The organism is Streptococcus mitis (assembly GCF_016658865.1).
In the GTDB taxonomy this organism is placed as follows: Bacteria; Bacillota; Bacilli; order Lactobacillales; family Streptococcaceae; genus Streptococcus; species Streptococcus mitis_BT.
In genome coordinates, this window is record NZ_CP067992.1 from 83,938 (window position 1) to 100,705 (window position 16,768).

Sequence of the window (16,768 nt, forward strand, 5' to 3'; positions counted from 1 at the left end):
TATAGCAAAAAACTATAGTTTGAATGATCAAAAAGTATTCAAATTCCTTGTATAAGAGGTTTTAAAGTGTTAAAATTAAGTGTCTAATTTTGAAGTTTTCAAGCAAGTATTAGCATAATAACAGCTTAAAAATAAAAATTATACAATAAAAAAAGGATGATGAAGATGTTTATAAATAAAAAAGAAAAATTTTCCATTCGTAAGTTTAAAGACGGTCGTTCAGACTCAGTCAAAATCGGTACAGTCGGTCTGATTGTCGGTGCAGCCCTTGCAATGGCAGGACAACCCCATATTGCAGAAGCAGCGATGACAGAAAACAGCGACAACACAACAACGATCTCAAATGATAAGGGGTCAGTAATTGTAGATACAGCTAATATTGAGAACCCAGATGCAGGTAGGGCATTTTCAACTGATCCAACTGCAGAGGGAACAAATACAATTACTAAAACTGGAAAAGTAGACTACAAATATGTAACTGCTGAGGGTAATACTGTATTAGAAGAAAACAAAAACCAAAACTCTGGTGCTGATAAAACTATCGAAACACCATACGATGTATACGGTAAATCAGGAGAAGTTTTCAAAGGAACTACAGGTGGTGATGCAGAAGCTAGCGACCTAAACGACGCTAAAGAAAATGGTAAGAAAGAAACAATCGAAAAAGATGGGAAGACTTACCACCTAATCGGAGAACCTAAGGTTGAAACTACTGGAAACGGTGGAGGAGTGTACTCTGACACAACTCTAGGTGATGTAACTGCGAAATTGACTCCAGAAGGGTTAAGTAACGCAGAAGGTAAAATCACTTATGATACTGTAAAACCTGGTGGAAAAGCTTGGATTGTTGAACAAACAGGAAAAGGAACATATGGTAAATATGTACAAGCTGATTCAGGTGCAATCACTTCTGATGCTAAGATGATAGAAGCTTTCAAAGCTGGAGAAGCAACAGCAAAAAACTTCAATTCAGCGAACGTAACGGCTGATGGAGGAATCAAAGAAGGAGATTATGTTTTCGTCCTTGAGAAAAATACCTATGTAACAGCTAAAACTGAGAGTTTCTCTTTAACAGCACAGATACAATTGTCATCTAGTGATAATGTAGCAGATGATAAAGATGGAACTGGTGCTACTTTAAATAGAACATATGCAATGGTACAAAACTTTAAAGCGGCTCCAGATACTTTAACAGGAGAAGCAAACAAAACTCTTGTAAAAAGCTATCTTGCATATCTTCAAGAAAAAGGATTTGAAGATAACCTCCTTAATTTCAAACGATATATTACTTTAGGAATGGCGGCAAAAACTGGTGGTCCTCTGGAGATTAGTGCTGATAAGGGAGATCAAGTTGATGATAAAGGAAGACCTACAAGTGATATAACAGCTGATATAGCAAGCGTTACTGATCAAGAAACAAGTACTTTAGAAGATAGTAGTGATTTTCTTCTTAAATTTTCTGATCCTTCGCCGGAAGTTGAAGAGTATTCTTACCGTGACGAAATCACTCCTCTTCGTGCATACCGTTTAGCAAGTGGTACTACAACAATCACTTACACTTATGCAGAAGAAAAAACTCGTGAAATCGAGAAAAAAGGTTCTGTAGTCGTTAACTACCAAACAGAAGACGGAACAGAATTAAAATCTCCTTACACTGATACTCCTGAAACAGTAGCTGAAGTAGTAACTGAGAAATACTATGTTGATGCTGATGGAAATGATGTAATTGTAAGTAGTACTACAGCTTCTAAAAACGTACCTTACAACACTAAAGAAAATGAAACTGAAAAACCTCAAAAACTTACAGATGCACAAGGAAATGTTTACTACCTAAACGAAGCAAACACAATGACATCTGTAAATGGTACAGAAACTACATCACCAGCTGAAACAGGAACAGTAGTAGAAGGTGTTACAAAAGTAACTTACATCTATGAAAAAGCTGGATCAGTAATCGTTAACTACAAAACTGAAGATGGAACTCCACTTGCAGGAACAGTAGTAGACGAAGATGGAGCTGGTAAAACTGTAGAATCAGGTGCAAAAGACATTGATAATGGTAAACCAGGTACAGCTTATAACACTGCCGATAACGGAATGAAACCAACTCGTATTAAAACTGCAGAAGGCAAAGTATACGAATTAGTTCCAGACTTAACTGAAGGTGAAGAAACAGGTGAGGTTGAATCAGGAACAACTAAAGAAGTAACCTACGTTTACAAAGAAGTTAAAGGTAATGTTGTCGTTAAGTATGAAGATACTGAAGGTAACACACTTGCTGATGACGAAAAAGATGAAACAGATGCTTCTCTAAATGTTAAATACGATACAGCTGACCACAAAAAAGAATCTATCGAGAAAGATGGTGTTAAATATTACTTAACAGCTAAAGAACTGAAAGATGGTTCTAAACCAGCTACTGGAGACGTAGTAGAAGGAACAACTACAGTAACTTACGTTTACGAAAAAGCTGGATCAGTAATCGTTAACTACCAAACAGAAGACGGAACTCCATTAACAGGTACTGCAGACGGTACAGATATTGCTTCGGGTGCTAAAGACACTACAGACGCTAAAGCAGGAACTGACTACAACACTGCAGACAACGGAATGAAACCAAACCGTATTACAACTGCAGAAGGTAAAGTATACGAATTAGTACCAACAGCAACTAAAGGTGATGAAACTGGTAAAGTTGTTGCAGGTGAAACGAAAGAAGTAACCTACGTTTATAAAGAAGTAAAAGGTAATGTTGTCGTTAAGTATGAAGATACTGAAGGTAACGTAATCGCAGAAGACGAAAAAGACGAAACAGATGCTTCTCTAAACGTTAAATACGACACAGCAGACCACAAAAAAGCTGAAATCACCAAAGACGGTGTTAAATACTACCTAACAGCTAAAGAATTGAAAGATGATTCTAAACCAGCTACTGGAGATGTTGTTGAAGGTACAACTACAGTAACTTATGTTTATGAAAAAGCTGGACAAGTAGTCGTTAACTATCAAACAGAAGATGGAACTCCATTAGTAGGTGTTGACCCAGCTGGTGCAAATGTAGCTTCAGGTGCTAAAGACACTGTAGATGGAAAACCAGGATCAGATTATGATACTTCTGATAACGGAATGAAACCAGCTCGTATCACAACTGCAGAAGGCAAAGTATACGAATTAGTACCAACAGCAACTAAAGGTGAAGAAACTGGTAAAGTTGTTGCTGGAGAAACTAAAGAAGTAACATACGTTTATAAAGAAGTAACTGGTGATGTAGTAGTTCACTATGTTGACACAGAAGGTAACAAAATCGCAGCTGATAAAGACGACCTTAAAGGTGCATCTCTAAGCGAAAAATATGATACTGCTGTTGATAACAAACCAGAAAAAATCACTGCAGAAGACGGAACTGTATACTACATTACAAAAGCTGGTCTTAAAGATGATTCTAAACCAGAAACTGGAAACGTAGTTGAAGGTAAAACTGATGTAACTTACGTTTATGAAAAAGCTGGATCAGTAATCGTTAATTACCAAACAGAAGACGGAACTCCATTAGTAGGAACTGCAGACGGTAAAGATATTGCTTCAGGTGCTAAAGATACTGACAATGGAAAACCAGGTTCTGAATACAACACTGCAGATAACGGAATGAAACCAACTCGTATCACAACTGCAGAAGGAAAAGTATACGAACTAGTCCCAGCATCAACTAAAGGTGATGAAACAGGTACTGTAGAATCAGGTCAAACTAAAGAAGTAACATACGTTTATAAAGAAGTAAAAGGTAATGTAGTAGTTCACTATACAGATGAGGCAGGAAATAAAATTGCTGAAGATGCTAAAGATACAACAGATGGATCAATTAGCACACCATATGATACTTCTGATAACGGAATGAAACCAGAACGTATTACGACTCCAGAAGGCAAAGTCTACGAATTGGTACCAGCATCAACTAAAGGTGCTGAAACTGGTAAGGTTACTGAAGGAACTACAGAAGTAACCTATGTTTATAAAGAAGTAACTGGAGATGTAGTCGTTCACTATGTTGATACAGAAGGTAACATCATTGCTGAAGATAAAGAAGATACTAAAGGTGCTTCTCTAAACGCTAAATACGACACAACTGACAACAAACCAGAGAAAATCGAAAAAGACGGAACTGTTTACTACTTAACAGAAAAAGCTCTTAAAGATGACTCTAAACCAGAAAACGGAGACGTAGTAGAAGGTAAAACTGAAGTAACTTACGTTTACGAAAAAGCAGGACAAGTAGTCGTTCACTACACAGATGAGAAAGGTAACACTATTCAAGTAGATGCTGTTGATACAAAAGACGGTAAACCAAACGCTGACTACAACACTGCTGATAACGGAATGAAACCAAACCGTATCACTACTCCAGAAGGAAAAGTATACGAATTAATCCCTCAATCAACTAAAGGTGATGAAACAGGTAAAGTTAAAGCTGGAGAAACTACAGAAGTAACTTATGTCTACAAAGAAATCACTGGTAATGTAGTCGTTCACTATGTTGATACAGAAGGAAACACATTAGCTGACGATACGAAAGATGTAGAAAATGGATCACTAAGTGAGAAATATGATACAACTGACAACAAACCAGCTAAACTTGAAAAAGATGGAACTGTATACTACTTAACAGCTAAAGAATTGAAAGACGGTTCTAAGCCAGAAAACGGTGCTGTTGTAGAAGGAACTACAGAAATCACTTATGTATACGAAAAAGCAGGAAACGTTCTTGTTCATTACGTAGACGAAGCTGGAAACACTCTTCAAGCAGATGCTGTTGATACTAAAGACGGTAAACCAGGAGCTAAATACGATACTTCTGATAAGGACATGAAACCAGCTCGTATCACAACTCCAGAAGGTAAAGTATACGAATTAGTACCAGCATCAACTAAAGGTAACGAAGCTGGTGATGTTGAAGCAGGTAAGACTACAGAAGTGACTTATGTTTACAAAGAAATCACTGGTAATGTAGTCGTTCACTACACTGATGAAGCGGGTAACACAATCGCTGAAGATGTTAAAGATACGATTGACGGATCAGTAAGCTCAGCATACGACACAAGTGACAACAAACCAGCTACAATCACTACAAAAGATGGTAAAGTATATGTACTTGTACCAACTTCAACTAAGGGTGAAGAGTTTGGTAAAGTAACAGAAGGGACAGTAGAAGTAACCTACGTTTATAAAGAAGTAACTGGTGATGTAGTGGTTCACTACGTTGATACAGAAGGTAACGTAATCGCTGACGATAAAGAAGATACAAAAGGTGCTTCTCTAAACGCCAAATACGATACAACTGACAACAAACCAGCAACAATCGAAAAAGATGGTGTTAAATACTACTTAACAGAAAAAGCTGTTAAAGACGATTCTAAACCTGAAACAGGAGATGTAGTAGAAGGTAAAACTGAAGTAACTTACGTTTACGAAAAAGCAGGACAAGTAGTAGTTCACTATGTAGACGAAGCTGGAAACACAATCCAAACTGACGCTGTTGATACAAAAGACGGTAAACCAGGAGCTGCGTACAACACTACTGATAACGATATGAAACCAACTCGTATTACAACTCCAGAAGGAAAAGTATACGAATTAGTCCCAGCATCAACTAAAGGTAACGAAAACGGAAGTGTTGAAGCAGGTAAAACAACAGAAGTAACATATGTGTACAAAGAAGTAAAAGGAAACGTCGTCGTTCATTATGTAGACGAAGCGGGTAACACAATCGCAGAAGACGTTAAAGATACTACAGACGGATCAGTAAGCTCAGCATATGACACAACTGACAACAAACCAGCTACAATCACTACGAAAGATGGAAAACTATACGTATTAGTACCAACTTCAACTAAAGGTGATGAAAATGGTAAAGTAACAGAAGGAACAACAGAAGTAACTTACGTTTATAAAGAAGTCAAAGAAGGTACTACAAATGGAGGCTCACTCACTCCATCTCAACCAGGTTCTCCATCAACACCTTCAACAAACCCAACAAGTCCGGTGAAACCGACAGACCCAAGTCAACCAACAACACCGGTTGCTCCGGCTAATCCAACTAACCCAACAACACCGGCTAACCCAGCAACTCCAACGATGCCATCAGCACCAGTAAATGGTAAAGCACCACAAGCTCCAGCAGCTTCATCAGAAGCTAAAGGACAAGCTGAACTTCCTAATACTGGTACAGAAGACCATGCTAGCCTAGCAGCACTTGGACTTTTAGGTGTCTTGAGCGGATTTGGGCTTGTTGCTCGTAAGAAAAAAGAAGACTAAATCTAATTAGATTTTCTGATAAGAATAAGGAGTAGGATATCATATCCGCTCCTTTTTCTATGTAAATATGAGGTAATTTTTAATCTTTTTTGAAAGTTGTTAATCATATTTCTGAAGCTATTAATTATCTTTGCTTTTTTATATATTAACATCGATTAAAATATCGAATTGCTTGACATAATGAATGGATAGAGTTATTATGTTTATTATACAATAGGTGAAGTCAGGGATTTTCTTAGTATCAATTTGAGGATTTTACTGACTTTTCTTGATGTAAATAAAAATATAAGTAAAGGAGTAGTAATGTACTCACGAATAAAAAAATATCATGGACAAAAAGTTCAACGATTTTCAATCCGAAAGTATAGTTTTGGTGCAGCATCAGTAGCGATTGCAGCGCTTATGATGTTTGGAGGTGGAGCCACTGCAAAAGCTGACACTATTCAAGGAAATGATGCAAGAACGAGCTCAAATTTGTCTAATCAACAGTCATCGCCATCTCAAGAAAACCTAAATCACGAAGAGAATGTTTCGAGCTCTGATGCTAAGGGAAAAGAAATTCCTTCTAAAGATCCAGTTTCTAAACCAGTAGTAACTTCAGCTGAAGCTTTAGTTAATGAAGATAGGGTAGCACCAGAAAATATTGCAAAGGTAGACTTCAGTAAGTTATCAGAAGCGATTTCACGTATTCAATCAGCTATCGATAAAGTTGAAATTAGTAATAAAACATCAAAAACTATTGAGGATGCAAAGGCAGCACTATTAGAAGCTCAAGCTTTATCAGCAAATGATAAAGCAACTCAGGCAGAGGTAGATAAAACTGTTGCAAGATTAGGAGAAAAGGCTTTTGTAATTGAGAGCATGCCCAAAGTGTCTCCTGCTGTAGAAGATAAATCAGAAACAGAAGCTAAAGTAGAAAAAACAAATAAAAACCAAGATCCACGAAACGGAAAAGCAATTCCTGGTAAAGGGGAAAGTGGGTTTAGAGCGACTCCTACTGGTGTAGGGGAACAAGCAGCGGAAGGTCCTACAAGTAATAATAAGAGGGGGGTAGGAGCTAACCCAGTAGATAACGTTATTTCAAGTTTGAAAAATCAATTTGGGGATATTGATTTCAATACTCCAGATGTTGAAACAAAATCCGCAACTGTTGAAAATCAATATTCAAGAAATAATGCTAGTAGTCCAAATCCAGCCCCAGTGAAGTTAGGGAAAATTACTTACAATTGGAAAGAAAAACGAATAGAAAATGAAATTGATGGTTGGAAGATAGAAGGGACAAATAATTATGTAACAGCTATCAAACCTGAAGCTCCAACAGAAGTTGCGGCTGATAGACCTGCTGGATTTGAACCAAAACCATCTAAAGTTTACGATAATAATGGAAGTATTGATAGACAGTATAACGATACTCCTACTCCAGACAATCCTTTAGCGCCTAATAAAGCTAATCAAAACTATGCAAATGGTGTCAACTACTCAAGTGTACCTGGTATTCCTTTAAATAATGCAGAACATTCTGCTGTCGGTAAAGGCTATTATATTCAGTTAAATAAAAAAGGTACACAAATTTCGAAAGAATTTAATGTCAATCCGAATTCTAGATTATATCTTAGTGCATTAACGGGTGGTGCCTATGGGAATATGGGTACTGCTGGTACTGGTGAAAAAGTAGAAATTACCGTTACAGATGCAGACACAGGTGAAGTTTTAACAACACTGAAAGATGCGAATAATAATAGTGAAACAACACACGTTTCAACTCCGTATGGTGATGGAGGGAATGGTAATGGTTTCGGATTCTGGAGAACGATTATTAATACTCCAAATACGACTAAAAAAATTAAAATAACAATTAAGGCACTAGAGGATGGACCAGCATTTAAAAAGACCTATCCAGTAAATGGTAAATCAGAAATTGAAGATGGATATTTTGTAGGTGGGGTCAACTTAGCTGTTGGTGCTGCATTAGAAATGACAACAGATGTTGTTCGTAATAAGGCTACATCCTCTTATGGAGAAGACACTCTCTATAAAGACAAAGAATCCGGTCAATTAAGAGTTACTGTGAAAAACGTTGGTGGGTTACCAACGTACGGCGCTTATGAATACACAATTAAAATTCCTGAAGGTGTCGAATTAAAAGATTCTCTAAAAAAAGCAAATGAATGGAATTGGCCTGGTCCTTTCCAAGTCGTATCGTATGATGAAGCAACAAGAACGCTTAGATTGAAATTCAATGCAGGGGATTCAGATCCAGCAAAGAATGGGACAAGAACATTCGGTATTGATTTCACAACGGCAAAAAATTTCAAAGGGACAGCTACTTTTAAGGTAACTGCAGAAATTAAAGAAGGATTTACAGATTTACAAGGCAACAGAGTATTAGAAAATACAGGTGTTGTAAATCCAAATAGTCCATATAGAAATACATTCAATGCTCTAGGAAATACAGACAATCCAGATTACTACTACAACAAAACAATTTACATCGATACGATTAAACCAGTAACTCCTACTGTGGAACCAGTTCATACTGATAGCATTAATGGAGAAAAAACTGATAAAAATCAACCAACAGAATTATTAATTTCTGTTCCAACAGAAAAAGATACTAATTTAACAGATGTACCTAGAGAAAAACAAGATATCGCTGACAATGATAGAAACAATGGAACGGACCGTGATGCTGATACTGAGGTAGACAATATTAAAGAAGCTATTGGTGGAGTAACTTCAATGAAAGTTACGTTACCAAATAGTAAAACTCCAATTACTTTAAATAAAAAAGAAGATGGTTGGTATATTGGTGAAACAAAAGTTGAAGTACGCGATGGTAAATTAGTTGTTCCAGTTCCAAAAGGAACAGATTTGACAGAAGCGAATGAGACAACAAATCCTGACAAACGTATCAAAGTTACTGTGCTTGATAAAGCAGGTAACGAATCAGATCCAGCTTATGCTAATGTTCTAAACGAAGCTCCAACAGTAGCAGTTGAGAAAAAAGATTTATATGTTTATAAAACCAAAGAAGCTGACAAATGGAATAATGATAAAGTTCTAGAAAAAGCGAAACCATCAGCAACTGACTTAGAAGATGATCGTGATGGAGTTGATTCTACTAAACCAACAATTGCAGTAAGTGATGCAGGTAATCTAGATACAACTAAAGTTGGAGATTACACTGTAAAAGTTCAATCAACTGATAGTGAAGGTAAGAAATCAACAGAAACAAATGTCACTGTTCATGTCTTAGACTTAATTAAAGTAGACCCAACAGTAACAACTGATCCAACAAATCCAAGCACAACAGCTCCAGTATCTCCAAAAACAGCAGATACACCTGTAAAAGAAGGAGATGAAAATCTTGGTAAATATCCAGCAGGAGTTACTCGTGAGGACTTAGTTAAAGAAGTTACACGTACAATTAAGTATCTAAAAGAAGAAGATGCAAACAAAGATAATGCTACTCCTTTATATGCTGAAAAGGTGCAAAAAGTAACTTACAAACGTACAGCAACAGTTAATCCTGAAACAAAAGAAGTAACTTACTCTGATTGGGAAGTTTACAATGAAGCGGATAAACTAACTGATGCTAAAGCAGATGGTACTAATGGTAAGTATAACTCAGTTGAATCTCCAGTTATTAATAATTATTTATTAGTGGATAATGCGGATAAACTTGTTCCAGAAAAAGATGCTCCTAAGCCAGCACAAAATGGAACAGCAACTTCTGAAGTGAAGAAAGTTCTTTATAAAGAAATTGGTTCATTTGTACCTAACTATCCAGCAGGTAAGAAACCACAAGGAGCACCAGATAAGATCTCTTATCCAAATAACCCGACTGATCCAACGGTTCCAGGTGATTTTAGCACGATAACAATTCCATATGTTCCAGGATATACTCCAGTATATAACGGACAAGAATTAACACCGAAAAATCCAAATGATCCAACTCAAGGCTATAAAGTTCCAGATGGATTTACACCAACGGACAAATTTGGGGAATCACCAATTACATATATACCTTCTACTCAAACAGCTAAAGTAGTGATTGAGAAGAAAGTCGATGGAGCCGCAAATGAAGTGGTTTCTAGCTTTGATTTAACAGGAAAATCTGGTTCAGAATTACCAGCAAGTACAGATGTTGACAACAAAATCAAAGAACTTAAGAACCAAGGTTATGAAGTAGAAAGTGATGAATACCATATTCAAGATAATCATCATCCAATTTTTGATGACAAGGAAGATATTAACCCAACAGATGGTTCATCAGCACCTTCTCAAACATTTAAAATTGTGGTTAAACCTAGAATCATTGAAGTACCTTCATCAACACCACATGAAAAAGATAGTCCAGTAGATCCAAATGGGGATACACCAGAACTTAAATGGCCTGAGGGATTAGCTGAATCTGACTTGAATACAACAGCTAAACGTGTGATTTCATATGTGAAGAAAGATTCAGATACAGCAGCTGAAGAAAAAGCTAAGGATGATACTGTTCAAACGGTACCATTCACAAGAAAAGCGACCGTTAATCTTGTTACAAAAGAAGTAACCTATACTGATTGGGAAAGTCCAAATAAAACATGGGATAAAGTTGGAGTAGACGTTCTACCAGGATATATTGCTGATAAAAAAGAAATTCCAGCTAAAGAAGCAGCAACCCCTGCAAAAGATACAAAAGTAATCCCTGATGAAACGGATAAAGTTACTTATACGAAAATTGGAAGCTGGATTCCTGTTGATCCAACCACTGGTAAGGATGGAGATCCGATTCCATTCCCTAACGATCCAAATGATCCAACCAAGACTGGTGAAATTACGCAAATTATTCCTCATAAAGATGGATATACTCCAAAAGATGGAAATGGAACACCATTAGAACCGGTAAATCCTGCTAAACCAGAAGAAGGATATAAACCACCAAAAATTACGGATCCAAAAGCAAATATCAAGATTACCTATGATAAAGACGATCAAAAAGCAAAAGTAAAATTTGTTTCAGTAGATGATGAAGGTGTTGAAACACCATTAGATACGAAATATAATATTGATGATCTTACTGGTAAATCAGGAGATAAAATTCCAGAAGAAAAAGTTCAAGCACGTGTTGATGTTTTGAAATCTATGGGATATGATGTTGTAGATAATCCATTTGATCAGGATCCAACATTTGATACTAAGAAAGAAATAGATCAAGAGTTTACAATTAAAGTTAAACCACAAGTTTCAACTGCAAAACCTGTTTATGTAGTAGAAGGAGATAAACCATCTTCAGAAAAATTAAAAGATGCTGTTACTACTAAAGGAAATGAGAAAACAGTAGATGAAACTAAACTTCCTGATACAACTGATAAAGTTGGGGATGACACATTAACAGCTCCTGTGACAGTGACATATGGTTCAGGGGATAATAAACGTGAAGAAACTGTTAATGTACCGATTAAAGTTGTTGAAGGATATCCACAAATTGTCCCAGTAGATCCAAAAGAAGCTCCAAAAGCAGAAGATAGTATCAATCCAGATGATTATCCAGCTGGTTCTAAATTCACTTACGAAAAAGAACCAGATACAACAACACCTGGAGATAAAGAAGTTAAGATTATTGTTACTGATGAAAATGGAAATGAACTAGTAAGAGTTCCAGCAACAGTACGTGTAGTTGACAGTATTCCACAATACGTTGTGGCTGATAAAGCTAATAAACAACCAGAAGCTAAACAAAGTATCACACCGGGTGAATATCCAGACGGAACGGAATTTACTTATGAAACTCCAGTAGATACAACTACATCGGGAGAGAAAGATGTAGTCGTTGTGGCTAAAGTTGGTGAAGATACGATTGTTAAAGTTCCAGCTAAAGTTGTGGTAGTAGATCCTGAAGTGCAATATGTATTTGAAAATCCTCAAAATACACAACCAGATCCATCTGAAAGCATTAATCCTGATCAATATCCAGACGGAACTAAGTTCACCTATAAAGATGGTGATGTAGATACAACAACACCTGGAGATAAGAAAGTAACAGTAGTTGCGAAAGATGGTGAAGATAAACTTGTAGAAGTCCCTGCAGTTGTGAAAGTATTACCAGTTGTTAAACCAACGGGAGTAACAGTACTTAAAGATAGCACAGATTTAGAAACAATGGTTAAAGCAAAAGCTCAAGAAGTAGTGGATGCATTACCAAAAGATAATATTCCTGCAGGTGTAACAGTAACTGTTAAAGAAGTGAAAGAAAAACCTGAAACAACTGCTACAGGAGAACAAAAACCAGCTAAGGTAGTTATTGAATATACTGATGAAAAAGGAAACGTTATTGGTACTAAAGAAGTAGAAGTCCCAGTAACAGTAGTTGGATCAACAACTAAACGAGTAGTCGTGTTTGAAGGTGATAAACCAACGAAAGCTGAAGATGCCGTAACACCAGGACAAGGCGGGACAGTTGGTAAACCAACAACATTACCAGAAACAACTGGAAAAGCAGGAACTACAGATGTAACAGTCGAAGTTCCAGTAACTTACGAAGGAATTAAAGATCCAGAGAAAGTAATAGTACCAGTAACAGTATTGCCAGTTGCTAAAGGTGAAGTAACAGTACCAAAAGGTGAAACTACAGATAAAGTTAAAGAAGTAGCTAAAGCTAAAGCGGAAGAAGTAGCAAACTCAGCAGATTTCAAAGCTAAATTACCAGATGGTGCCAAAGATGTAGAAGTTGGAGCGATTACAGAAGAAGTGCTTGCAACCATTACATCGGAAGCAGGAACAAACAAAGGAACTGTAAAAGTCCCAGTAACCTATACAGTAGATGGCGTTAAGTATACAAAAGATGCAGAAATTACTGTAAATGTCGTTGGTTCAAATGCTGATCAAGTATACGTTGTTGAAGGCGACAAACCTGAAATAGCTAAAGTAAAAGATGCAGTAACACCAGGACAAGGTGGAACAGTACAAGATCCAACAGAAGCTGATTTACCAGATACAAAGGATAAAGTTGGAGCAACCGATGTAACAGTACCAACTAAAGTTAAGTATGCAAATGGTGAAGAGACAGTAAAAGTCCCAGTGACAGTATTACCAAAAGTAACCCCAGAAGGTGTAACAGTTCTTAAAGATAGTGATAAGCAAGAACTAGAAAAAGCTATTAAAGAACAGGCTGAAAAAGCAGCTAATAACGTGAAGGGGCTTCCATCAGGAGTTACTGTAACAGTTACAGAAGTTAAAACAGGAACAGTACCACCTACAGCAACAGTTGGTGTACAAATCCCAGCGACAGTAGTGGTAGAGTATGTGAAAGATGGTAAAGTAGTTGCGACTAAAGAGGTACCTGTACCTGTTAACGTAGTAGAAGTCGTTCCAGTCTCAATAGAGACACCAGTCACCTCTACCCCATTAACACCAGAGGATTACACTAAAGGAATTAAGATTCCAGAAGGCGGTAAAGTCACAAATGTTGAAAACATTCCAGACTTGACAACACCAGGTAAGAAGGATCCAGTTAAAGTCACGGTTGAATTACCAAATGGAAAAGTGATTACAGTAGAAGTCCCAGTTAATGTAACACCTGTTAAAGAGATTGAGACACCAGTCACCTCTACCCCATTAACACCAGAGGATTACACAAAAGGCATCAAGATTCCAGAAGGTGGCAAGGTCACAAATGTTGAAAACATTCCAGACTTGACAACACCAGGTAAGAAAGATCCAGTTCAGGTAACGGTTGAATTACCAAATGGAAAAGTGATTACAGTAGAAGTCCCAGTTAATGTAACACCTGTTAAAGAGATTGAGACACCAGTCACATCTACCCCATTAACACCAGAGGATTACACAAAAGGCATCAAGATTCCAGAAGGTGGCAAGGTAACGAATGTTGAAAACATTCCAGACTTGACAACACCAGGTAAGAAGGATCCAGTTAAGGTAACGGTTGAATTACCAAATGGAAAAGTAGTCACAGTAGAGATTCCAGTAACTGTAACACCTGTTAAGGAAATTGAAACTCCAGTTACGAAAACTCCATTAACACCAGAGGATTACACTAAAGGAATTAAGATTCCAGAAGGTGGCAAGGTCACAAATGTTGAAAATATTCCAGACTTGACAACACCAGGTAAGAAAGATCCAGTTAAGGTAACGGTTGAATTACCAAGTGGCAAAGTGATTACAGTAGAAGTCCCAGTAACTGTAACACCTGTTAAGGAAATTGAAACTCCAGTAACTAAGACCCCATTAACACCAGAGGATTACACAAAAGGCATCAAGATTCCAGAAGGTGGCAAGGTAACGAATGTTGAAAATATTCCAGACTTGACAACACCAGGTAAGAAGGATCCAGTTAAAGTCACGGTTGAATTACCAAATGGAAAAGTTATTGTAGTAGAAGTTCCAGTTAATGTAACACCTGTTAAAGAGATTGAGACACCAGTCACATCTACCCCATTAACGCCAGAGGATTACACAAAAGGAATTAAGATTCCAGAAGGTGGCAAGGTCACAAATGTTGAAAACATTCCAGACTTGACAACTCCAGGTAAGAAGGATCCAGTTAAAGTAACGGTAGAATTACCAAATGGCAAAGTGATTACAGTAGAAGTCCCAGTTAATGTAACACCTGTTAAAGAGATTGAGACACCAGTCACCTCTACCCCATTAACACCAGAGGATTATACTAAAGGCATCAAGATTCCAGAAGGTGGCAAGGTCACAAATGTTGAAAACATTCCAGACTTGATAACTCCAGGTAAGAAAGATCCAGTTAAAGTAACGGTTGAATTACCAAATGGCAAAGTGATTACAGTAGAAGTCCCAGTTAATGTAACACCTGTTAAGGAAATTGAAACTCCAGTAACGAAAACACCATTAACGCCAGAGGATTACACTAAAGGAATTAAGATTCCAGAAGGTGGCAAGGTCACAAATGTTGAAAACATTCCAGACTTGACAACTCCAGGTAAGAAGGATCCAGTTAAAGTAACGGTAGAATTACCAAATGGCAAAGTGATTACAGTAGAAGTCCCAGTTAATGTAACACCTGTTAAAGAGATTGAGACACCAGTCACATCTACCCCATTAACACCAGAGGATTACACTAAAGGAATTAAGATTCCGGAAGGTGGCAAGGTCACAAATGTTGAAAACATTCCAGATTTGACAACTCCAGGTAAGAAAGATCCAGTTAAAGTCACGGTTGAATTACCAAATGGTAAAGTAGTCACAGTAGAGGTTCCAGTAAATGTAACACCTGTTAAGGAAATTGAAACTCCAGTTACGAAAACTCCATTAACACCAGAGGATTACACTAAAGGAATTAAGATTCCAGAAGGTGGCAAGGTCACAAATGTTGAAAACATTCCAGACTTGACAACTCCAGGTAAGAAGGATCCAGTTAAAGTCACGGTTGAATTACCAAATGGTAAAGTAGTCACAGTAGAGGTTCCAGTAAATGTAACACCAATTAACGATATCATCAAAAATGTTGGAGACCCAATCACGAATGAAGATGTTGAGAAAAATGTTAAGATTCCAGAAGGTGGGAAAATCGTTTCTATCGGAGATAAACCAGGAACTGAAACTCCAGGAGTAAAACCTGTTGTACCAGTAGTAATTGAATTACCAAATGGTAAACAAATTACAGTAGAGGTCCCAGTAATTGTTAAACCAAAAGTTACTCCAATCGTAGTAGAAGTTGGAACTCCGGTAACAGAAGAAGATGTTAAGAAACATGTTGAGTTACCAGAAGGATGGAAGATTAAAAAAGTTGGTGATATTCCAACGACTACAACACCAGGAACTAAGCCTTCGGTATCAGTAGTAGTTGAATTGCCAGATGGACGTACTGTGACGGTTGATGTACCAGTAATTGTAACTCCTAAATCAACACCATCGACAGATGATAAAGTAAAAGTTACTCCAATTGTGGTAGAGGTTGGAACTCCAATTGGCAAAGATGATGTTAAGAAACATGTTGAGTTACCAAAAGGTGCCGAAATCGTAGAGATTGGTGAAATCCCAACAACAGAAACTCCAGGACAAAAACCAAGTGTTAAAGTAAAAGTGAAACTACCATCAGGAGAAATCGTAGAGGTAGAAGTCCCAGTAACAGTCATACCTAAGCATGTTGAACCATCAACACCAGTTGGACCATCAACTCCAAGCCAACAAGCTTCTAAACCAGAAACACCTAAATATGTTGAAGGTCAAAAAGAACTTCCAAACACAGGTACAGAAGCTAACGCTAGCCTAGCAGCGCTTGGACTTCTTGGAGCCCTAGGTGGATTTGGACTTGTTGCTCGAAAGAAAAAAGAAGACTAATTCTAATTAGATTTTCTGATAAGAATAAGGAGTAGGATATCATATCCGCTCCTTTTCTTTTTGGGATTGAGATGAGAGTTATCATAGCATTGGTTAAAAATTTTCGGTGGTTTTATTGTCAATTCTCTGTAGATTTTCTCGT

Annotated in this window: 2 protein-coding genes; both read left to right on the forward strand. The window is 37.3% G+C overall.

Annotated elements, in window-relative coordinates:
- The first annotated feature begins 165 nt into the window (after nucleotides 1-165).
- Complete coding sequence (locus tag JJN14_RS00370; protein WP_201058618.1) at nucleotides 166-6,309, forward strand: MucBP domain-containing protein; 6,144 nt, start codon at nucleotides 166-168, stop codon at nucleotides 6,307-6,309.
- 303 nt (nucleotides 6,310-6,612) lie between these two features.
- Nucleotides 6,613-16,626 carry a Rib/alpha-like domain-containing protein gene (locus tag JJN14_RS00375; RefSeq protein WP_201058619.1) on the forward strand — a complete coding sequence of 3,338 codons (10,014 nt, stop codon included), beginning with the start codon at nucleotides 6,613-6,615 and terminating at the stop codon, nucleotides 16,624-16,626.
- Nucleotides 16,627-16,768 lie beyond the last annotated feature (142 nt).

Coding starts and splice junctions, on each gene's coding strand:
- JJN14_RS00375 (WP_201058619.1), top strand. CDS start 6,613: ATGTACTCACGAATAAAAAAATATCATGGACAAAAAGTTCAACGATTT.
- JJN14_RS00370 (WP_201058618.1), top strand. CDS start 166: ATGTTTATAAATAAAAAAGAAAAATTTTCCATTCGTAAGTTTAAAGAC.